This is a genomic window from Martelella sp. K41-7 (assembly GCF_055808365.1).
In genome coordinates, this window is sequence record NZ_CM147867.1 from 3,855,727 (window position 1) to 3,876,562 (window position 20,836).

18 protein-coding genes, 1 tRNA gene and 1 pseudogene are annotated in these 20,836 nt (G+C 59.4%); 8 read left to right on the plus strand and 12 right to left on the minus strand.

Annotated elements, in window-relative coordinates; genetic code table 11:
- The first annotated feature begins 190 nt into the window (after positions 1-190).
- Together AC0L7L_RS18305 and AC0L7L_RS18310 are read left to right on the plus strand one after the other, a co-directional pair.
- Positions 191-553, plus strand: coding sequence for an MliC family protein (locus AC0L7L_RS18305; RefSeq protein ID WP_272213508.1), 363 nt, complete (start codon positions 191-193; stop codon positions 551-553).
- Position 554: 1 nt separating this feature from the next.
- A complete protein-coding gene (locus tag AC0L7L_RS18310) occupies positions 555-1,088 on the plus strand; it encodes an AAA family ATPase (RefSeq protein WP_473510541.1) in 534 nt (177 codons plus the stop codon).
- Here AC0L7L_RS18310 and AC0L7L_RS18315 read toward each other — a convergent pair.
- On the minus strand, positions 1,082-1,477 hold the full coding sequence (locus tag AC0L7L_RS18315) for a VOC family protein (RefSeq protein ID WP_473510543.1): 396 nt from the start codon (positions 1,475-1,477) through the stop codon (positions 1,082-1,084). The genes AC0L7L_RS18310 and AC0L7L_RS18315 overlap by 7 nt on opposite strands.
- 170 nt (positions 1,478-1,647) lie before the next feature.
- On the opposite strand from AC0L7L_RS18315, the gene AC0L7L_RS18320 reads away from it, so the two are divergent.
- The 4 genes from AC0L7L_RS18320 (at position 1,648) to AC0L7L_RS18335 (ending at position 4,386) form a co-directional block, all read left to right on the plus strand.
- Complete coding sequence (locus AC0L7L_RS18320; protein ID WP_272213510.1) at positions 1,648-2,535, plus strand: DMT family transporter; 888 nt, start codon at positions 1,648-1,650, stop codon at positions 2,533-2,535.
- A gap of 89 nt (positions 2,536-2,624) precedes the next feature.
- Positions 2,625-3,227: a GTP cyclohydrolase I FolE gene (gene folE / locus AC0L7L_RS18325; protein ID WP_473510546.1), complete on the plus strand. Its 603-nt coding sequence runs from the start codon at positions 2,625-2,627 to the stop codon at positions 3,225-3,227.
- 117 nt (positions 3,228-3,344) lie between these two features.
- Positions 3,345-3,420, plus strand: a tRNA-Thr gene (locus AC0L7L_RS18330).
- A gap of 45 nt (positions 3,421-3,465) precedes the next feature.
- Positions 3,466-4,386, plus strand: a complete 921-nt coding sequence (locus AC0L7L_RS18335; protein WP_473510548.1) for a hypothetical protein — start codon at positions 3,466-3,468, stop codon at positions 4,384-4,386.
- 149 nt (positions 4,387-4,535) lie between these two features.
- Here AC0L7L_RS18335 and AC0L7L_RS18340 read toward each other — a convergent pair whose 3' ends face one another.
- The 4 genes from AC0L7L_RS18340 to AC0L7L_RS18355 form a co-directional block, all read right to left on the minus strand.
- Positions 4,536-5,825, minus strand: a complete 1,290-nt coding sequence (locus AC0L7L_RS18340) for a TRAP transporter large permease (protein ID WP_473510550.1) — start codon at positions 5,823-5,825, stop codon at positions 4,536-4,538.
- Positions 5,822-6,265 carry a TRAP transporter small permease gene (locus tag AC0L7L_RS18345; RefSeq protein WP_272213513.1) on the minus strand — a complete coding sequence of 148 codons (444 nt, stop codon included), beginning with the start codon at positions 6,263-6,265 and terminating at the stop codon, positions 5,822-5,824. The genes AC0L7L_RS18340 and AC0L7L_RS18345 overlap by 4 nt, the downstream gene beginning before the upstream one ends.
- Positions 6,266-6,332: 67 nt before the next feature.
- Positions 6,333-7,349 carry a TRAP transporter substrate-binding protein gene (locus tag AC0L7L_RS18350; RefSeq protein ID WP_473510552.1) on the minus strand — a complete coding sequence of 339 codons (1,017 nt, stop codon included), beginning with the start codon at positions 7,347-7,349 and terminating at the stop codon, positions 6,333-6,335.
- Between the two features lie 160 nt (positions 7,350-7,509).
- A complete protein-coding gene (locus AC0L7L_RS18355; protein ID WP_473510554.1) occupies positions 7,510-8,565 on the minus strand; it encodes a DUF1254 domain-containing protein in 1,056 nt (351 codons plus the stop codon).
- Positions 8,566-8,994: 429 nt separating this feature from the next.
- Here AC0L7L_RS18355 and AC0L7L_RS18360 point away from each other — a divergent pair, with 429 nt between their 5' ends.
- Complete coding sequence (locus tag AC0L7L_RS18360; protein ID WP_473510556.1) at positions 8,995-11,439, plus strand: glycoside hydrolase family 94 protein; 2,445 nt, start codon at positions 8,995-8,997, stop codon at positions 11,437-11,439.
- Between the two features lie 128 nt (positions 11,440-11,567).
- Here AC0L7L_RS18360 and AC0L7L_RS18365 read toward each other — a convergent pair whose 3' ends face one another.
- Positions 11,568-12,170, minus strand: a complete 603-nt coding sequence (locus AC0L7L_RS18365; RefSeq protein WP_473510558.1) for a TetR/AcrR family transcriptional regulator — start codon at positions 12,168-12,170, stop codon at positions 11,568-11,570.
- 161 nt (positions 12,171-12,331) lie between these two features.
- Here AC0L7L_RS18365 and AC0L7L_RS18370 point away from each other — a divergent pair, with 161 nt between their 5' ends.
- A complete protein-coding gene (locus AC0L7L_RS18370) occupies positions 12,332-12,736 on the plus strand; it encodes a RidA family protein (protein WP_272213520.1) in 405 nt (134 codons plus the stop codon).
- Between the two features lie 77 nt (positions 12,737-12,813).
- Here AC0L7L_RS18370 and AC0L7L_RS18375 read toward each other — a convergent pair whose 3' ends face one another.
- The 6 genes and pseudogenes from AC0L7L_RS18375 to AC0L7L_RS18400 all read right to left on the minus strand — a co-directional run bounded on the left by AC0L7L_RS18375 (position 12,814) and on the right by AC0L7L_RS18400 (position 20,684).
- Positions 12,814-14,184 carry a GH1 family beta-glucosidase gene (locus AC0L7L_RS18375; RefSeq protein WP_272213521.1) on the minus strand — a complete coding sequence of 457 codons (1,371 nt, stop codon included), beginning with the start codon at positions 14,182-14,184 and terminating at the stop codon, positions 12,814-12,816.
- A 377-nt stretch (positions 14,185-14,561) separates the two neighbouring features.
- Positions 14,562-15,746, minus strand: a complete 1,185-nt coding sequence (locus tag AC0L7L_RS18380; protein ID WP_473510560.1) for a Gfo/Idh/MocA family protein — start codon at positions 15,744-15,746, stop codon at positions 14,562-14,564.
- Between the two features lie 46 nt (positions 15,747-15,792).
- The gene (locus tag AC0L7L_RS18385; RefSeq protein WP_272213522.1) at positions 15,793-16,845 is read right to left on the minus strand and encodes a sugar phosphate isomerase/epimerase family protein; all 1,053 of its coding nucleotides are present in this window, start codon (positions 16,843-16,845) and stop codon (positions 15,793-15,795) included.
- A gap of 276 nt (positions 16,846-17,121) precedes the next feature.
- On the minus strand, positions 17,122-18,051 hold the full coding sequence (locus AC0L7L_RS18390) for a substrate-binding domain-containing protein (RefSeq protein WP_473514006.1): 930 nt from the start codon (positions 18,049-18,051) through the stop codon (positions 17,122-17,124).
- 94 nt (positions 18,052-18,145) lie between these two features.
- Positions 18,146-19,147 (minus strand): ABC transporter permease, encoded by a 1,002-nt coding sequence (locus AC0L7L_RS18395; RefSeq protein ID WP_473510563.1) that lies wholly within the window; start codon positions 19,145-19,147, stop codon positions 18,146-18,148.
- A pseudogene (locus AC0L7L_RS18400) lies at positions 19,144-20,684 on the minus strand (sugar ABC transporter ATP-binding protein). The gene AC0L7L_RS18395 and the pseudogene AC0L7L_RS18400 overlap by 4 nt, the downstream one beginning before the upstream one ends.
- Between the last annotated feature and the right edge of the window lie 152 nt (positions 20,685-20,836).

Sequence of the window (20,836 nt, forward strand, 5' to 3'; positions counted from 1 at the left end):
CGGTGGACTTCAGCGAAGTAGCCGGTTAACGTAAACCCGCTTCGGCCATGATGCCGCCGCAAGACGCCTACGACTTAAGGCTAAGTTTGGGCGTAGGCCTTGAGCAAGATCAATCTGGCATATTAGTTCGTCATACACCACCGCAGTCCGGATGGCGGGTTTCATCTGGTAACAATGATAGGGAAGGTTCATGTCCAGGAAAAGAGCAGTCTTGATATCCGTCATTTTCACCGTATTTGCGGCAGGTTCCGCCCGCGCGGACACCGCATTCTCGATTACGGTCCCGGGTGGAGCGGATGCCCGCTCCATCGATGCGGTCTATGATTGTGGTGATTTCACCATGAAGGCGCGCTATGTCTCGAGCGGTGAAATTGAGCTGGCGCGGCTTGAATGGCAGGACCACCTGACGATCGCGGCCGAGGTCATCGCCGCTTCCGGTGCACGTTATGCGGCCGGACCCTATGTCTGGTGGACCAAGGGCGATTCGGCGACACTCTATAACGTGATGAACGGCGAGAATGACCCCGGCATCGCCTGCGAGACTGCGTCCTGACGTGGACCGGTTTTTCGTGCTTTCCGGTTGTTCGGGCGGTGGCAAGTCCACGCTGATCGAAGCTCTTGGCGACCGCGGTTTTGCCGTCGTCGAAGAACCCGGCCGCCGGATCGTGGCCGAAGAGAATGCTGGTGAGGGAAAAGCGCTGCCATGGGTCGACATAGCGGCCTTTGCCCGCCGGGCGGCGGCGATGGCGGTCGCCGACCATGCGGCTATGCGCAGATCGGTGGGGCCAGTCTTCTTTGACCGCGGGCTGATTGATGCCCTGGCCGCTGCTGATCATGCGAACGTCGAGACTGAGGCTTCCGTTGTCACCCGGCAGGTCCGCTACAACCAGACCGTTTTCATGACCCCTCCGTGGCCGGAGATCTACTGCAATGATGCCGGGCGCCGCCATGGGCTGGAACAGGGCATTGCCGAATATGAGCGGCTGATGGCCTTCTACCCGAAGCTCGGCTACCGGCCGGTCGTGCTGCCGAAGGCCGATGTCGAAACCCGCGTGCGTTTCGTGCTGGAGCGGACCGGCCTTTACTGAAAACGGCCGCCGCGCTGCAGCACTTCTATTCTGTAGCCATCAGGATCGGTGACGAAGAAGAAGCGGGCGAAGGGGGCGCCTTCGCGCTCCATGGTCACCAGCTTGCCGACGGGAATGCCAAGTGCCGTCAGCCGCTGATGTTCGGCGGCAATATCATCGACACTGACGGCGAGGTGACCATAGCCATTGCCGAGGTCATAAGCTTCGCTCTCTCCGGCATTGACCGTCAGCTCCAGCTCGAAACCCGTCTCCGCATTGGCCAGATAGATCAGCGTGAACCCGTCAAACGGATAGCGGTCCACGACCTCAAGACCGAACAGAAGTTTATAGAAATCGATCGAACGGGCATCATCCAGCACCCGGATCATCGAATGGATCATCTTGGCCATAGCGGCGGGCACCCTGTGTGTTGATACACCCTTAAGCCATTTGGCCGTTCTGCAAAAGGTCGAACCGTTCGGCTGTTGGTGTGGCTTGACCGGCTGTCGTGGCGGCGCTATCGCCACGCCATGGAGGCGCGATGTCCGGGTAGTCGGGCAGGGCCGAACGAGGGACGATCATGGCATCAATGACCCGGACATCGGGTGTCAGCTTGGCGGTGGCGGCGGTTGCCACGCTTTCCGGCGTTGATGCGCTGGCCAAAAGCCTGGGTGCTGAGATGTCGAGCTTTCAGGTCGTCTTCCTGCGCTACACGGTTTCGGCCCTGTTTCTGGCTGTTTTTGTCGCCGTTTTCGTGCGCCGCCGGCCGAAACCCGGCTTCATGAAAGACCATGTGCTGAGAGGCTTTCTGGCGGCGGCGACGGCAAGCCTGTTTTTCTACGGCATTGCCGGCATGCCGCTGGTGATGGCACTGGCGCTGGCGATGACCGCGCCGATCTATATGGCGCTGCTTGGTGCGCTCGTCTTTGGAGAACGGCCCGGGTGGGCGACCTATGTCGCGCTTCTTCTGGCGGTATCGGGCTCTGGTCTCATCGTTGCCACGCGAGGTACCGGAATTGCCGGTCCTCCGGTCTCTCTGGCCGTCATTGCCGCGGGGCTTGCAGCGCCGCTGGCCTATGCGTTTACGGCGATTGCGATGAAGAAGTCGTCGGCCAACGACCATCCGATCACGCTGAGCCTGATGCAGACGGGGTTCGCGGCACTGTTTTCAGCACCCATGGCCATGCTGCTCTGGCAGGCGCCCGATCCTTCGCTTTCCTGGCAGATCGGCCTGATTGGTCTGTGTGGTGCGCTCGGTTTCATCTTTCTGGTGGCGGGTCTTGGCCGCATACCGGCCTCGCTTTATGCCGTTGTCGACTATTCATCGCTGGTCTGGGCGGGTTTCTACGGCTTTGTGTTTTTCGACGAAATCCCCGCTTGGCCGACGCTGATTGGCGGCGTGCTGATTGTTGCGGCCTGTGTGCTGTCGGCGCGCAGCCATCGGACGATCATTGAGGTCAAGCCTTGAAATTGACATTTGCCGGGGGTCTAGATGCGGCCGGACTGGGCCGCAAACGTGATACAACAAACCGATATGCGGCGAACAACAGGTGAAATTTGAACGATCTCCCGAGACAGATTGACGATGCCGCGGCGCGTCGCGAAAAAATCATGAACGCCGTATCCGACATTCTGGTCGCGCTCGGCGAGGATCCTGGCCGTGAAGGCCTGCAGGACACGCCGTCAAGGGTCGCGAAGATGTATCTGGAAGTGTTCTCCGGCCTTGCCGAGAACCCGGCGGAGCATTTGAAAACAGTGTTCACCGAGGACGGCCATGACGAGATCGTCATCGTCAAGGATATCGCCTTCCACACCATGTGCGAGCACCACCTGCTGCCGTTCTTCGGCAAGGCCCATATTGCCTATCTGCCCGATGGCGGCCGGCTGACGGGGCTTTCCAAGCTCGCGCGTGTGGTCGATACGCTTGCCCGCCGCCCGCAGCTTCAGGAGCGCCTGACCGGCCAGATCGCTGATGCCATGGACGCCGTTCTGAAGCCCAAGGGCGTGATGGTGATGGCTGAAGCGCGTCACATGTGCATGGAAATGCGCGGCATCAAGGCGCACGGCGCCAACACCGTCACGCTGGTCTCCCGCGGCATTTTCAACACAGATGCCGCAAAGCGCGCCGAAACGCTCGCCCTTCTGCGCAGCCCCGGCTGAACCATAACCCTGCCACACACATCATTTTTTGCCACGCCTGCGGCAAAGGCGCTTGAAAAACCCGCCAAGAGGCTGTAACAGCCCCATGCATCGCAACGTGCTTATCAGCGCGTTCGGGCCGCCTTAGCTCAGTTGGTAGAGCATCGCATTCGTAATGCGGGGGTCACGTGTTCGAGTCACGTAGGCGGCACCACTTCTCCCCGAAACGGGCCAAGTGTGGCCGAACGGCGGTGGGGTCATGAGCGATCTTCAAAATCTCCTGATGGCGAGTGTTAGGCGGCTTGTGCTGGATAATCTCCCGTATGACCGTCAAGACAGCGATATCGTCCGAGAGCTTTCCGCCATGACGCCTGCTGATCTGCTAATTCGCTGGTTCAACTGGACCCGGCGTATATTGCCCCCGATGCCTCGGCAGGTACTGCAGTCGAACGAATTTAGGGCAAATCCCGTACTGCAGCGGCGACGAGCTGACGTTCAGGCGTTGATCGCTGACATTCAGTCGGGAGGAGACCTGACTAAGTACCTTAGCCGCGCGGTGAAGCACGGATATGTGAACGGGAATGGGCTGAAGCCTCATCGCCGACAGGACTTAGATTTGATGTTGAGCGCTTGGGGAGTGCACCATCTGCACTTTTCTCAATATGTTGAGTCAGACGGTTTCGTGAAGCGCGACGGGCCAATCATCTTCGCCGTATTCCGTCAAGACAAAGCCTTTCTCATCGATGTCATGACCCACCAAGATTGGGCTCGGGAGCATGTTATTCGTGTGATGGTGGATTGGTCCAATGAAGGTCTGGTTCATGAAATGCAGGGTGTACACGGTCTAGCGCGAACCGTTAACGACTCCGAACGTCAGAAACTCCGTAGCGCTCAAATAAACACTCCCATTGAAATCGACGGCAAAGTTTACATGCCTGCCGGAGGTATGACCGCTTCCGGAGTCGGGGTGGACGCAGTCCGGCAAGCTGATCGCGTGATAACCGACCTTGAAGCTTTTGCGCTGAGTTATGAGCAAAATACCGACGAGATCATCAAGCAAGCTGAAAACAGTGGACTTTCTTGGCCGGATGAACCTGAATTCGCGGTGGAGTTTCGACCCGACGCATACGGCGTCGCGGAGCTGAAAAGTGAAACATTTATAAAGCTTTGGCCGCGATGAGACTTACGAAAGTGAAGATCGCTCCAATTGCCGCCTGACGACATCGGAACTCGATATCAGCAGGTTTGATAAGCGCTGCCGTTGCATTCAGCCGGGGGTGTACGCGGTTCTATAGCATAACCCGAAATCCGCGCTAGACCGGAGTCGCCTTACATCATCGATGGAATGAACAGTGCGATGGCCGGGAAGGCGATCAGCAGGGCGATGCGGGCGATATCCATGGCGACGAAGGGGATGAGGCCGGAGAAGATGGTTCTGAGGCTGACATCGCGCACCACCGTGTTGAGCACGAAGGCATTCATGCCCACGGGCGGGGTGATGTAGCTGACTTCCGTGATGACGACGACGAAAATGCCGAACCAGATCAGGTCAAAACCCTGCGCTGCGACGATCGGATAGAAGATCGGCACGGTGAGCGTGATCATCGAAAGCCCCTCGAGCACGCAGCCAAGCAGCAGATAGATGATCAGGATGGCAATGATGGTGGCGTAAGGCCCGTCGCCGAACATCGACAGCGCCGACTGGATATCAGTCGTCATCCCGGAGAGGTTGACGTAATTGGTGAAGGTCAGTGCGCCGAACAGGATGAAGAACATCATCGCGGTGGTCTTGGCGGTCGAATAGAGGATGTCGCCCAGATCTGAAAGCTTGAGCCGGCCCGAAGCGACTGCCAGCACGAAGGCCCCGAAGGCACCCATACCGGCACTTTCCGTCGGCGTGAAGATGCCGAGATAGATGCCGCCCATCACGAAGATGAACAGGAGCAACGCGCCGGCCGTGCCCTTCAGCGCCAGCAGCCGTTGCTTGAGCGAAAGCTTCGGTTCGACCGGCAGATCCTGCTTCAGAAACCGCACGGAAATCTTCACCGCTATAGCATAGCCGAGAATGCCGAGCAGGCCCGGCACGATGCCGGCCATGAACAGTTTGCCGATATTCTGCTGCGTCATGATGCCGTAGAAGACGAGGATGACGGAGGGCGGGATCAGGATACCAAGCGTGCCGCCGGCGGCAATCGAGGCGGTGGCGAGGCTGTCGGGATAGCCGAAACGGCGCATCGAAGGCAGCGCGATCTTCGACATCGTGGCCGCTGTGGCCAGCGACGAGCCGCACACGGAGGAAAATCCGCCACAGGCGGTAATTGTTGCCAGCGCAAGCCCGCCCTTGCGGTGCCTGAGCCAGGCATGGGCACTGTCATAGAGCTCGCGGGCGATGCCGGACTGGACCACGAAATTGCCCATCAGCAGAAACAGCGGCATGACGGTCAGCGTATAGGAACGGCCATTGTCGAAAAATGTCGATCCCAGCAGCGCGAAGGATGGCTTCAGCCCGATGATCGACGCCGTGCCGACAACGCCGATCAGCGTCAGCGAAAAGGCGATCGGCATGCCGACCAAAAGCAGCAAGATCAGCACTGCAATTCCGATGGGCCATTCGATCATGGAGCTCTCTTGACTAGGGCGGCAAGCGCCAGAGCAAAGGTGGTCAGCGCTGAGATGGCGGCAAAGACGGCGCAGAACCAGACCACGGGCGCGACCGGCAGGCGCAGCGAATTGGTGACGAGATTATAGCCGCCGACCTGGGCGCCATAAACATAAAGCCGCCAAGCGATGACGCCGAGAACGGCTGAAGAGACAAGCCCGGTCAGAAACAGACGCGGACGCTCGCTCCAGCGCGGCAGCGATTTGGTCACCAGGTCAACGGTAACATGGCCGCCATCGAGACAGACCGCCGGAAGGCCGAGATAAACCACGCAAACCAGCAGAAGCTCGGAGAGCTCGGACGCGCCCTTGACCGGGGCATTCAGCAGGTAGCGGCCGATGACATCGACGACGGTTAGGCACATCAGCGCCATCAGCAGCGCGCCGGCGGTGATGCTCAATACAAGACGAAGGCCGCGGGCCAGGGGCTCGCGGCGCTTCGGTCGTGGTCAGAAAAGTCGGCGTCGCTCATTCAGCCTGCAATGCTTCGATATTCTGCTTCATCATCGCAACGGCTTCTGCCGAGGGAATGCCGGCGGCATCGATTTCGGCGAGCTTGGCTTCCACCACGGGCGCGACCTTTGCACCGATCTCTTCTACCTGTTGCGGTGTGGCATCGTGGAAGGTGACATTGGCCTGCATGGCCTCAAAGCCTGCCGCATCGGCCGCATCCCATGCTTGGCCGGCAAGCCGCGCCAGTGCCTCGCCGGAGATGCTGTCGATCGCCGCCTGGTCTTCCGGTGAAAGGCCGGCCCAGGTGTCCTTGTTCATCACCACGAAGAAGGAGGTGTTGTAGAGCCCGCCGGGGATCACCAGCGCCTGGTCGACCATGTCCGTCAGTCCGAAGAAGTTGACGGACTCATAGGGGAAGGTGATGCCGTCGGCGACGCCCTGCGACAGCAGTTCATAGGTCTGCGAGGAGGGGCCTTCGACCGGCACGCCGCCAAGCGCGGTCACCAGTTCATGAACAATGCCGCCGCCGACGCGGATCTTGGCACCATCGATGGTCGAAAGTTCGGAGAGATCGCCGCCTTTCATGAACACCTGGCCGGGGCCGTGGGTGAACACGGCGAGCACATGCACGTCGTCATATTCCCCGGCCTCCTTCAAAAGCGTGTCCCATGTGCGCCAGTAGGCAACGGATGTTTCCTCCGCCGTGTCGCCCCAGAACGGGATTTCGGCAAGATTGGTGGTGCGGAAGCGACCGGGATTATAGCCCTGCACGCCGAAGGTGATGTCGGCAACGCCATTGACGGCGAGGTCATACTGGGCAGGCGGTGGTCCGAGCGGGGCCGGCAGGATACTCGCTGTCACACGGCCCTCGGTGGCCTCGGAAATCGAGGCGGCGAACGGTGCGATGACATCGGAAACCAGCGGATGTGACGGCGGTAGCCAGTTGGCAACGGTCAGCGTCTCTGCATTTGCCGCCTGACCAAGAAAAAGCGCGCAGCCAAAAATGGTAGCTGATTTCAGCATCATGTTCATAAATTTGTTCCCGCTCCGGTAGGGTCTTCTAGCGGGTTCAAGCTGGACCAGCGGCACCTTCGTTGTCAATGCAGAAACCGGGTTTTGTATGACATTGCAGCGTCTGCCGCGGCCTTTTCCGAAAGAGTGAACACGCCATGGCCGGCTCCTCTGCTCCGGTTCAGTTCGCTTGTTTCACGTCGGGCATCCTGTAGCTCTTAAAGGCCTCCACATTCGGCCGGTAGGCGCGCAGAAGGAAGCTCCAGTCGTCCTGAGGCGTCGCGATATAATTGGGGGCGAGCTTCCGGCATGGCTCGCCGCCAAAGGCCACATCGAAACTGCCGTCGTCATTGGTCACCACTTTGCGATTCGAGCTGATGACGTTGTCCTCATCGGTCATCAGGTATTTTTGCGGTCCATAGACTGTGATCGAGTAGAATGCCTTGACGTCGACTTTCGGGAAGGTCGCGATGTAGCAGGTGTTGGCTCTCGCATCGGCAGGACCGCCGATCGCGTACATCGCGTTTTTGTCGGCGGCAAGCCCCCAGGCTCCGGCCATAGCATAGGTGAACCGCTCCCAGTTCGTGATATCCGCGACGTGTTTGACCATGATCCCGAACGTGTTTGACATCTTCGAATAGGCGGGAAGAAGCGCTGCGCGGACCTTCAGCAAGGTGGCGGTCTCGACGGGAGGCAGGTCGGTCTCCGTCGCTGCACCTGTAATTTTGTATTGAGGCTGAAGTTGATTGACGATCCCTTCGACGTCTTCGGGCGTTCCATCCGTGCCGATCCGCACGCCGACGGCAACGAATTTGGTGGCGAAGTCCGATGACTTAAAGCTGCGTTTGCCGCCACCGTAGAAATAGTAAGGGGTCACGCCATCCTCAGTGACGATCTGGGTCGCGATAAATCTGCGGCCGACGTCTGGCAGGGACAGGACAAAGCCCTGGCTCGTGTTCACCGTGGCGACAGAATAGATCGTGTCGACGTTGGGTGAGACCACCCACCGGTCCGCGGAGGTCGCAAGCGTTTTGAAATGGTGGAAAGTGTTGATGCCGGATTTTTCCAGAAACCCGGTCATGAACGAGCGGCTTTCGGACTCGTCATATTCGCCGGCACTCATTCCATATTTTTTCGGGTCGACGGCCCAATTGGCAGAATCGATGCTGGGGGTTTCCGCCAGTGCAACATTGGAGGTGAGGAGCGAAGCCAACAAAAAAGCGATTTTGCGGTTCATTCGATATTCCGGTTGTGTTTCGTGGCGAGATACATCCTATCGGTGATGCACCGAAGACGCAATGGCGCTCTTTGTGCGACGGGGTGGCTTTGCCTAGGCGCGGCGTGGGGAGGTCAGGTGCAGCCGGAAGCTTTGTTTCGTAATCCTGTATCGTTACAGAATTCTTGTAGCTTCGCCGGTTAAACGCACTGTTTTCAAACTAGTTTTGTGAAAATCGAAGCGGCGACGATGACCGTAAAAATCTATCAAATAGGACGTGAAAGCGAGTTTAAAGCGCTTTGAAATGCAATAAATGCCTATAAATGGCATTGTCCGGCTTTTGAAGGTCGCGTTATTGTGATAAGTGGAATTCGCTGGAGGAGATGCCTCTGTCTGATCTGAAACGATACGGCCGGATGCGGTGTTTGCATTAGGATGGGAATTTCACAAATGAAGTACGGTTTTTTCGACGACGATGCGCGCGAATACGTGATCACGCGCCCGGACACGCCCTATCCGTGGATCAACTATATCGGTTGTGAGGGCTATTTCGGCATCCTGTCGGCCACTGCGGGCGGCTATTCCTATTACCGCGATGCGCGGCTGCGCCGGCTGACCCGTGGCCGTTACAACAACGTGCCTTATGACAATGGTGGTCGTTACGTTTATGTACGCGATAATGAGGATGGCGATTTCTGGTCGCCCTCTTGGATGCCGACCCAGTCGGAAGTGGAAGACTATTCGTGCCGCCACGGCATGGGCTATTCCACCATCGGCTCCAGGCGCAACGGCATCCGCGTTTCGAACCGCTATTTCGTGCCGCTTGGCGAGACGCTGGAAATCTGGCAGCTCACCGTCACCAATGAGCGGCTTGTGGCGGCCGATCTGTCGCTGTTCTCCTCGGTCGAGTTCTGCCTGTGGGATGCGCTGGACGACCAGAGCAATTTTCAGCGCAATCTTTCCACCGGACAGGTCGAGGTCGAAGACGAGGTCATCTACCACAAGACCGAATATCGTGAGCGCCGCAATCACTTTGCCTATTTTGCCTGCTCGGAGGCGCTTGCCGGCTACGATACGGCCCGCGAGGAATTCCTCGGCCCCTGGCGCGGATGGGACAAGCCCGCTGCCGTTGCCGAAGGCAAGGCGCGCAACTCGGTGGCGCACGGCTGGTCGCCGATGGGTTCGCATCATGTGAAGATGACGTTGCAGCCTGGCGAAACCCGCCAGGTGATTTTCGTGCTCGGCTATCACGAGAATGACAAGGACGAAAAGTTCGACCCGCCCGGCTCGCAGACGCTCAACAAGAAGACCGTCAAACCCGTCATCGAGAAATATCTGCAGGCCGAAAATGCCGATGCGGCGTTTGCTGCGCTTGGCCAGCATTGGGACGACCTGCTCGGCGTCTACCAGGCCGAAACGCCCGATATCCATACCGACCGGATGGTCAATATCTGGAATGCCTATCAGTGCATGGCGACCTTCAACATGTCGCGGTCGGCGTCCTCGTTTGAAAGCGGCATTGGCCGCGGTCTCGGTTTCCGCGATTCCAATCAGGACCTGCTCGGCTTCGTGCATATGGTCCCGGCCCGCGCCCGCGAACGCATTCTGGACATCGCCGCCACCCAGCTCACCTCCGGTGGTGCCTATCACCAGTACCAGCCGCTGACGAAGAAGGGCAATAACGACATCGGCGGTGACTTCAACGACGATCCGCACTGGCTGATCATCGGTGTGGCGGCCTATCTCAAGGAAACCGGCGATTTCTCGATCCTCGAGGAGCCGGTGGTGTTCGACAACAAACCGGGCACGGAACAGCCGCTTTATGTGCATCTTCAGCGCTCGATGCAGTATGCGCTTGACCGCATCGGTCCGCACCGCCTGCCGCTGATCGGCCGGGCTGACTGGAACGACTGCCTCAACCTCAACTGCTTTTCCAATACGCCCGGTGAAAGCTTCCAGACCACGACCAGCAAGGACGGCAAGGTTGCTGAAAGCGTGTTCATCGCCGGTCTGATGGTGCTGTCGGCGCGAGAGCTTTCCGATATCGCCCGGGAAACCGGAAAGGCGGAGGACGCCGAGCTTTACGGCAAAATTTCCACGGACATGGATGCGACGATCCGCGAACACGGCTGGGATGGTGACTGGTTCATCCGCGCTTTTGACGATTTCGGCCGACCTATCGGCTCGAAGGAAAACGAAGAAGGCAAGATCTACATCGAAAGTCAGGGTTTCTGCACGCTCGCCGGTGTTGGCGTCGAAGATGGCAAGGCCCGCAAGGCGCTCGATTCGGTTGCCAAACATCTGGCGACGCCCCACGGCATTGTCGTGCTGCAGCCCGCCTATACCAGATATTATATCGAGTATGGCGAGATCTCGACCTATCCGCCGGGCTACAAGGAAAATGCCGGCATCTTCTGCCACAACAATCCGTGGGTGGTGATCGGCGAGACCGTTCTCGGCAATGGCGATGCGGCGTTTGACTATTACAACCGCATCAATCCGTCGGCGCGCGAGGGCATTTCCGATACACACAGGCTGGAGCCCTACGTCTATTCTCAGATGATCGCCGGCCGTGATGCCACCCGCTTCGGCGAGGCCAAGAACTCCTGGCTGACGGGGACGGCCGCCTGGAACTACTATGCCGCGACCCAGTTCATTCTCGGCATTCGTCCGGAATATGAAGGCCTGCGCGTGGCACCGGTGATCCCGGAGCGCTGGACCGGCTTTTCGGTCAAACGCACATGGCGCGGCGTCACTTACGATATCTCCGTCACCCGCAAGGGTTCCGGCAATGATGTGGCGCTCACCGTTGATGGCGCGGCGATTGAGGGCAATCTGATTGCCCCGCCGGCTGAAGGCGTCAGCGATGTGAAGGTCGATGCCGTCATCGGCTGACAGAAATACACGGGGCCCGCTCGGCGCGCGGCCCCGCGTGGTGATGCGGCGTCGTCCTACTCGCCGCACGCATTTTAGCCCGCATTCCCGCTTCGGTCGGTCTGCGGGCTTTTTTTGCCGCGGCGGTGTCAGCGCTGCGGGGGCTGTTCCGCGAGCAATCCCGTCGCAAGTGCTGAAAATGCCTCAATGGCTTTCGGAAGTGCCCACTCAGGCGTTTGATGCGCTGCGATCCACAAGGCGGCATTCAGCGCGGCGCCTGCGAGAAGCCGGGCGGCTGCTTCCGGGTTGACGGGCTTGACGATGCCTTCGGCAATCAGTCTCTCGACGGCGCTCTTTGTTTCTTCAAGACAGGCATTCTGGCTCGGCCACTGCGATGGGTCGCCGAGAAATGCCGGGCCGTCGAGTAGCACGATGCGCTGCACCTCAGGCTTAAGCGACATTTCGATATAGGCAATGCCCTCGACCAGCATCGCATCCCACTGGTTTTCGGCCTTTGCTGCCTGTTTTCGCGCTTCCGTCGCCATTTCGGTATCGATCTGGTGGACTACGGCGGCGAGCAGGCCGCGCTTGTCACCGAAATTATGATAGAGCGCGCCGCGCGTCAGTCCGGCCTCAGCCGTCAGATCGTCCATCGAGGCAGCGGCATAGCCCTTTTCGGCAAAGGCCCTGCGGGCGGCGGCGACCAGCCGTGCGCGGTTAGCCTCCATCTTTTCGGCGCGGATTCCGGCCATGGGGATATCCTCTTTTTGGCATACGCATCGTATATTAATTGACATACGAAATGTATGCGAATATTTGACATACAGAACGTATATCAGAATTCGGGCGGCGAGCAAAAGACCAAACGGCTCATCCGCTCCCGTTCTGTGTCCATCGGAAAAGGAGCCTCACCATGGCAAAACGAGACGTTATCTATCCCGCCGACAAAGACCGCCACGCGCTTTACGACGCTCACGGCTATTCTCCGGCCGTGCGCTCCGGCGACATGCTGTTCGTTTCCGGTCAGGTCGGCAGCCGTCAGGACGGAACGCCTGAACCGGATTTTGAAGCCCAGCTACGCCGGGCATTCGATAATCTCGCCAACACGCTGAAGGCGGCCGGTTGCGATTTCGACGATATTATTGATGTCATGACCTTTCACACCGATCCGGAAAACCAGCTGGAAACGGTGCTAGCCGTCAAGAATGAGTTTTTCCCCGAGCCGCCTTTTCCGACCTGGACGGCGCTCGGTGTGACATGGCTTGCCGGTTTCGATTTCGAGATCAAGGTTGTCGCCCGCATTCCCAAGGCGGCCTGATCTTCGAAAACAAAAAGCCCGCGGACGAGAACCGCGGGCTTGATGCAATGTTTTATCGCTTGTCGGCGATAGAGCGCTCAGTCGTTCTTGCCCTTTTCGAGGAATTCCTCGGCCAGAGCCTTGTACCACTTGCCGGAGTTCTTCAACGTGCGCTCCTGCGTCTCGTAGTTGACGTAGATGAGGCCGAAACGCATTTGATAGCCTTCCGCCCACTCGAAATTGTCCATCAGGCTCCAGGCGTAATAGCCCTTCAGCGGAATACCGGCTTCCACGAGATCGGCGGCGATCGCGATGTGGCTTGAGAGATATTCGGTACGCGGGGTGTCGTCGACAATGCCGTTGACGGGTGCCATGTTGTAGCAGGCGCCGTTTTCGGTGATGTACATGACGGGCAGGTCGTAACGCTGATAGACCTGCTCCGTCAGCATCTTCATCGCCGGTGCGTAGGTTTCCCAGCCAATGTCGGTAATCACATTGTGGACCGGAGCGCCGACGGTGATCGCCGGGAACTCGGCATCGCTGCCGCTGTTGTCGGCAACGCGGTCTGGCTTGTAATAATTCAGACCCCACCAGTCGAGCTTGCCGCTGATCAGGTCGAGATCGCCGTCCTCGATTGCCGGCATCCGGTCGCCGAGTGCGGCCATGAAACCGTCCGGATAGGCGCCCTTGAATAGCGGGTCAAGGAACACGCCATTGTTGAACTGGAAGCTGCGCTCGGCCGCCTCACGGTCCGCATCCGTCTCGTTGACCGGGTAGACCGCGTGCAGATTGAGCACGATCCCGGCCTTGACGTCGGGCGCTTCCTGCCGGATCGCCTCGAGGCCAAGCCCATGCGCGAGATTGACGGTGTGAAGGGCTGCAAGGGCGGCGTCCATGGATTTTTCGCCCGGCGCATGAATGCCGTAGAGATGGCTGAGCCAGACAACGCACCAGGGTTCATTGAAGGTGGAGACCAGATCGAGACGGTCACCGAAACGCTTCATCACGGTCTGAACATAGCGCTGATAGGCATAGGCCGTGGAACGCGCCGTCCAGCCGCCATCGCCGGCGAGCGTCAGCGGCAGGTCCCAGTGGTAGAGCGTGGCATTGGTTTTCAGCCCGCGCGCCTTGCAGCCGTCAATCAGGCGGTCGTAGAAATCAAGTCCCGCCTCGTTCACCGGCCCCCGGCCATCAGGGATAATGCGCGGCCAGGCGATCGAGAACCGGTATGTCTCGACGCCGAGGTCTTCCATCAGATCGAGATCATCGTCGAGCCGGTGATAGTGGTCGCAGGCGACATCGCCGCTGTCACGGTTATGGACGCGGCCGGGCATGTGGCTGAACGCATCCCAGATTGACGGCTTGCGCCCGTCCTCACGTGCCGCTCCTTCGATCTGGTAGGACGCGGTGGCAACCCCGAATATGAAATCGTCCGGAAAGCGGCTTGCTAGCGTTTTCGGGTCAATCATGGTCGGTGATCCTTTCTATCGGATACGTATCGGCAGGCTGAGCTTGCCGGATCGTGTAACTGTTCTTTTGCGCGTTCCGGAACACGAGGCTCTGATCCCCGCCTGGCCGCATCGTTTTAAAAGCGCCACCCGTGAAACAGGGTTGGCACCGGTCTCAGCAGCGTGGTTTAGAAGACTTCGCCGCTGTTGTATATAACAGCGGACGCCAAACTGAAACGTTGCAGAACTATCCGGTTCGCCGTTGCGGATTTGCTTCAACGCCTGACGACGATCAAGCAACGGGCCTGACATTGGTACAGTTCTCCCACTGGAACGCGAAAAAACGCCCCGCCCGGATCGTGTCCGGGCGGGGCGGTCACTCGGACAGTCATGAGAGATCAGACGTCGAGCCTGACCCATTTTCCATCAGCCTTCGAAGAGGCAACGCAGGCCTCGATGAAGGCAAGGCCGATAACGCCGTCCTCGATGGTCGGGTAGATGACGTCATCCGCCGTCTTGCCGTCGCGGAATGCCTTGATGGCGACAGCGGCCTCGGAATAGATGTTGGCGAAGCCTTCGAGATAGCCTTCCGGGTGGCCGGCGGGGATGCGCGACATCCGGGTGGAAGCCTCCAGCGCGCCGGGACCATTGCGCGAGAGCAGGCGTTTCGGCTCGCCGAAGGGGGTGAACCACAGATAGTTCGGATTTTCCTGTGCCCACTGAATGCCGCCCTTGGTGCCGCAGATCTTGATCTGCAGGCCGTTCTCAAAGCCGGGTGCCACCTGGCTTGCCCACAGCATGCCCTTGGGCGTCACGCCATTCTTTTGCTTGAAGCGCAGCATGATATGGGCGTTGTCATCAAGCTGGCGGCCGTCCACAAAACTGTCGAGATCGGCGGCAAGGCTTTCAAGTTCCGCGCCGGAGGTAAACAGCGCGAGATTGAGGGCATGGGTGCCGATATCGCCAATGGCGCCGCCCGCGCCGGAGCGCTTCGGGTCTGTGCGCCATTCGGCCTGTTTGGAGCCTTCGCGTTCTGCCGGTTCGGTGAGCCAGTCCTGCGGATATTCAGCATGGATCAGGCGGATGTCGCCGAGATCGCCATTGGCGATCATGGCGCGGGCCTGCCGGATCATCGGATAGCCGGTGTAATTATGGGTCAGGATGAACAGCGCATCGGCCTTGTCGGCGATTGCCTTCAGCGCCTTGGCTTCCTCAAGACTTGCGGTCACCGGCTTGTCGCAGATGACGTGAATGCCCTTTTCCAGAAACGCCTTGGCCGGGCCGAAATGCATGTGGTTGGGTGTGACGATGGCGACCGCCTCGATCCCGTCTTCTCGTGCAGCTTCCTTCTCGGCCATTTCCTCGTAAGAGCCATAGGTGCGCTCCGGGTCAAGGCCCAGCTCCTTGCCGGAGGCGAGCGCCTTTTCCGGCGTTGACGACAGGGCACCGGCGACGAGTGTGTAATGATCGTCGAGGCGGGACACCATACGGTGCACACCGCCGATAAAGGCGCCGGAACCGCCGCCGACCATGCCGAGCCGGATCCGGCCCGAATAGATTTCGTCTTTGCCTTCAATTGCCATTGCAATCTCTCCTGAATGTATTGTCTGCGGGTCAAGCTGAAATGGCTTAAAGCCCCAGCATGCGCCGGTTTGCCGCGTCGTCCGTGCCGCCGCCGGCAAAGTCATCAAAGGCGCGCTCCGTGACGCGGATGATGTGATCCTTGACGAATTGCGCGCCTTCGCGGGCGCCGTCTTCAGGGTGTTTCAGGCAGCATTCCCATTCCACCACGGCCCAGCCGTCAAAATCGATGGCTGCCATCTTGGAAAAGATCGCCTTGAAATCCACTTGTCCGTCACCGAGCGAGCGGAACCGGCCAGCGCGGTCGACCCAGCTCTGATAGCCGGAATAAACGCCCTGCCGCCCGGTCGGATTAAACTCGGCATCCTTGACGTGGAACATCCGGATGCGGTCCTTGTAGATGTCGATATTGTCGAGATAGTCGAGGCACTGCAGCACATAATGCGAGGGATCGTAGAGCATGTTTGCGCGCGGATGCTGGTCGAGCCGGTCGAGGAACATCTCGAAGGTCACGCCGTCATGCAGGTCTTCGCCGGGATGAATTTCGTAGCAGACATCGACGCCGTTTTCGTCAGCATGGTCGAGGATCGGCTTCCAGCGGCGGGCAAGCTCGTCGAAGGCCGTTTCGACCAGGCCTGCCGGGCGCTGTGGCCAGGGATAGAGAAACGGCCAGGCCAGTGCGCCGGAAAAGGTCGCGTGTGCGTTGATGCCCATATTGTTCGAGGCGGAGATCGCCATCATCACCTGGTTGACGGCCCATTCCTGGCGCGCCTTCGGATTGCCGCGCACTTCAGGCGCTGCGAAACCGTCAAAGGCCTCGTCATAGGCCGGATGGACGGCCACAAGCTGGCCCTGAAGATGGGTCGAAAGCTCGGTGACCTCGACGCCGTTCTCACGCGCCTGGCCCTTGAAATCATCGCAATAGTCCTTGGATTCCGCGGCCTTTTTCAGGTCAATGAGTTGACCGGCCCATGTCGGCACCTGCACGCCCTTGTAGCCGCAATCGGCCGCCCATTTGGTAATCGCGTCCCAACTGTTGAACGGTGCTTCGTCGCCTGCGAACTGGCCGAGGAAAAGACCCGGCCCCTTAATCGTTTTCATGGTGCTTTCTCCCGGAAAGACTGGATATCTGATTGTGCCACGTTATCGGGCTGGCGGAGGGACCCGCCCGAAGCGGCTGAACGAAATGACCTGAAACCGGCGAAACGGCCTTGCGGAAACCACAAGGCCGAAACGGTCCGCCGATCAAACATATCCGCACTCTGGTAAATGTGCGAACAGCTTCCCCGTTTTCAAGCAATCCCGGACAAAAGCCGCTCATCCGGGGTTGCCGAATTCTGCCAACGGCGCTGATGGCCGCCGGTCTTTCCCCGGTGCTTAGTAAGGCGAATCCGGGAAGTAGTAGTTCTCGGCATTCTCAGGCGTCACGAGTGTGGCGTCGAGAATATAACTACCCGCGACCGGCACCTGGTCCAGCATGCCGGCAACAGTCAGTTCCATCGCCGTGCCGATCATCGCCGGCGGATAGAGTACGTCGACCGGGATCATCGGATCGCCATCCATGACCTTCTTGATCATGTCCTTCGATCCCGCACCGCCGATGACATACTGAATATCCTTGCGACCGGCCTGCTGGATGGCCTGCAGTACGCCGACGACCATGTCATCATCCTGCGCCCAGATCACGTCGATTTGCGGATATTTGGTCAGAAAGTCCTGGGTTACCCGGAAGGCGTCGTCGCGGTTCCAGTTGCCGAACTGTTTTTCCAGTACCTCGACATTGGTGCCCTCCAGTGCTGAATCAAACCCGTCCTGGCGCTGCTGGTCAATCGGTATCGGCAGGCCGCGGATGACGACCACCTTGGCATCCGGTGTGGTTTCGGCGATGTAGTCACCGGCGACGGAACCGAGCGCCGGGTTGTTGCCGGCAACATAGAGGTCACGCACCGAATTGTCGTTGTTGGAGGGCGCACGGTCGACGAGGGTAACGAAGGTGCCCTCCATCTTCACCTGCATGATCGCGTTGACCAGCGGGTCAGGGTCGGTTGGCAGGATCACGAGCGCATCGATGCCCTGCACCGCCAGATCCTGCACGGCGTTGGCCTGACTTGCCGGATCGGGTGAGGTTTTGACGATGACGTTAAGGTCGTCATATTCCTCCATCAGCTTTTCGGCCACGCGCTCTGCGTGGTAGACGATGCCTGCCGTCCAGCCGTGGTCGGCCGCCGGAATAGAGACGCCGACCGTCAACGCCTGAGCCTGGGTGATGCCGGCAAGCGAGGTCGCTGCCAGCAGTGTTGCGCCCATAACCAGATTTTTCATACTCATTCCTCCCACAATGACGGACCGTTCCGACCTGCACTCCAACAGGCCGCGGGCGGTCCGGGAAACCCGCCTTTAACTATTGCTTGCGCAGCAGTGAACGCTGCACCAGCATGGCAATGATGATGATCGCACCTTGAATGGCGGCGATCAGATATTCACTGATGAAGTTCGACAGCAGCATGATATTGCCGACGATCTCCAGAATGAAGGCACCGCAGACCGTGCCCCAGATACGTCCGACACCGCCTCTGAGCGCCGTGCCGCCGACAACCACGGCGGTGATCGCCTGCAGTTCCCACAGCATGCCGGTGGTCGCCGAAGTGGAGCCGAGGCGCGGCACGTAAAACAGCACTGCCCCCGCCACACAGAGCCCCTGGATCACATAGGTGACGATACGCACATTGCGCACCGAAATGCCGGAATAGCGCGCCACTTCCTCATTCGATCCAACCGCGATCACATGCCGGCCATAGCGCGTGCGATAAAGCACAAAGGCGCCGATCAGCGCGGTCACGATGATGGCGATGACCGGTACGGGTATGCCGAGGACGGTGCCGAAATAGGCTGGCCGGTAGGCCTGTTGCACCTCGAAATCACGCACGGTGATGGCACCGCCCTGTGACAGCCAGGTTGTCAGCCCGCGATAGATTCCCATCGTGCCGAGCGTGACAATGAACGGCTCGATCCGCCCGACCGTGGTGATAACGCCGTTCAACAGCCCGCAGGCCATGCCGATCAGGATCGCCAGCACCATCGCCGCCGCCACCAGCAAATAGGGATTGGCAATCGCGGCTGAATTGATGAACATGATCATCAGGCTGGCAACGAAGGCGACCATGGCGCCGACCGAAAGATCGAGCCCGCCCGCCGAGATCACGAAGGTGGCACCGACGGCGATGATCGCGATGAAGGCCGAGCGCGTCGCTACATTCATCAGATTGTTGACAGTCAGGAAGTTGGGGTTGGAAAAGGTGCCGAGCACCAGAAGCAGCGCCAGCGCCAGAAACGGCGCCATCACCCGCAGATCGATCGACTTCAGAAAGCCGGAACCGGCCTGTTCGTTAGCACTCTCACTCATGTTGCGTCTGCCATCTGCTGCGTGTTGCCGGTAACCCCGGTTGCCAGAACCACGATTTCGTTCTCGTTCATGCTTTCGGCCGTCACCTCGCCGGCAATCTCGCCGGAACGCATCACCACGATCCGGTCACAAAGGCCGATCAGCTCGGGCATTTCCGAGGAGATCACGATGATCGAATGGCCGGTCCGGGCAAGCTCGGCGATGAATTTGTAGATCTGTTCCTTGTTGCCGATATCGATACCGCGCGTCGGTTCGTCGATGATGACGATCTCGGGATCAAGCAGCATCATCTTTGCCAGAAGCAGCTTCTGCTGGTTGCCGCCGGAAAGCTCGCCTGCGTCCAGTTCCTTCGAGCCGGTACGGATGTCAAAGTCACGGATGGCGTCGTCAAGCGCTCTGTCCTCAGCCTTTCGGTCAACCGTCAGTGCTCGGGTGAAACGGTCGAGGGCGGCAAGTGTCAAATTGGTTCTCAGGTCCTTGGAGAGCAGCAGGCCCTTGCCCTTGCGGTCCTCGCTCAGATAAACGATCCCGGCGCGCAAGGCCGCAATCGGCGCCTTGAAATGCACTGGCGCGCCCTTGAGCCGCACGGTGCCGCGCCCAGGCCTGAGGCCCAGAATGCCCTCCATAAGCTCGGTGCGCCCGGCGCCCACAAGGCCCGCAAAACCGAGGATTTCCCCTTCCTCAGCTTGAAGGACGCATTCGTTGCATAGCCTGGCACCGTGAAATCACTGATCTCGAGCACGGCCTCGCCGGTGTCGTCATGCTTGCGGTCGGGATAAAGTTTTGAGACATCGCGGCCGACCATCAGGCGGGCCATGTCCGAAGGCTCCAGTTCGGCGGCCGCGTGTGAGGCAACCTTGTGGCCGTCGCGCAGCACCGTCACTGTGTCGGCGATTTCCTTTACTTCGTTGAGCCGGTGGGAGATGAACAACACCGCCACACCCCTGTCGCGGATCGCGCGCATCACCTTCAAAAGCGCATCGGTCTCCACCGGTGTCAGCGAGGCGGTTGGCTCATCGAAAATCACCACCCTGTGCGGCGTCAGCAGGACACGGGCAATCTGCACAAGCTGGCGCTTGGCGATCGAAAGCCGGGCAACAGTGGTTTCTGGATCGATATCGGCGCCGAGTTCAAGCACAGCCTTGTGGGCCTCGGCATTCATCACCCGGTCATTGACGGCAAGGCCGCGCCGCAATTCGCGACCGAGGAAAATATTTTGCGCAACCGTGAGATCAGGGGCCAGCAGGATTTCCTGATGCACCAGAACGATGCCCTTGGCCTCGGCCTCGGCCGGATTGGCGAATGAAACGGCTTCGCCGTCGATCCTGAGATCGCCGCCCGAAGGTTTCAGGTTTCCGGCCAGAAGCCTCATCAGCGTCGATTTTCCGGCGCCGTTTTCGCCGATGACGGCATGGATCTCGCCGGCACGGACCGCAAGATTGATCCCGTGCAGAACCTCGATCGGCCCAAAGGATTTTGTCAGTCCCGCGGTTTCGAGAATAATATCGTTCCCGCCGCGTTCGTTGTCACCGAGCATAGTTTCCTCCGCTCCGCCGGAAATACGCTTGATCCGGCGTCGTTCTGCCTCCAGGGCATGCTCCACCATGCCCGACGGCTGTCCCAGTGCGGCCGTTTAGCGGCCTCAACAAGAGCCTACCCGTTGGTAACCAAGTTAGCCGCGATCATGAT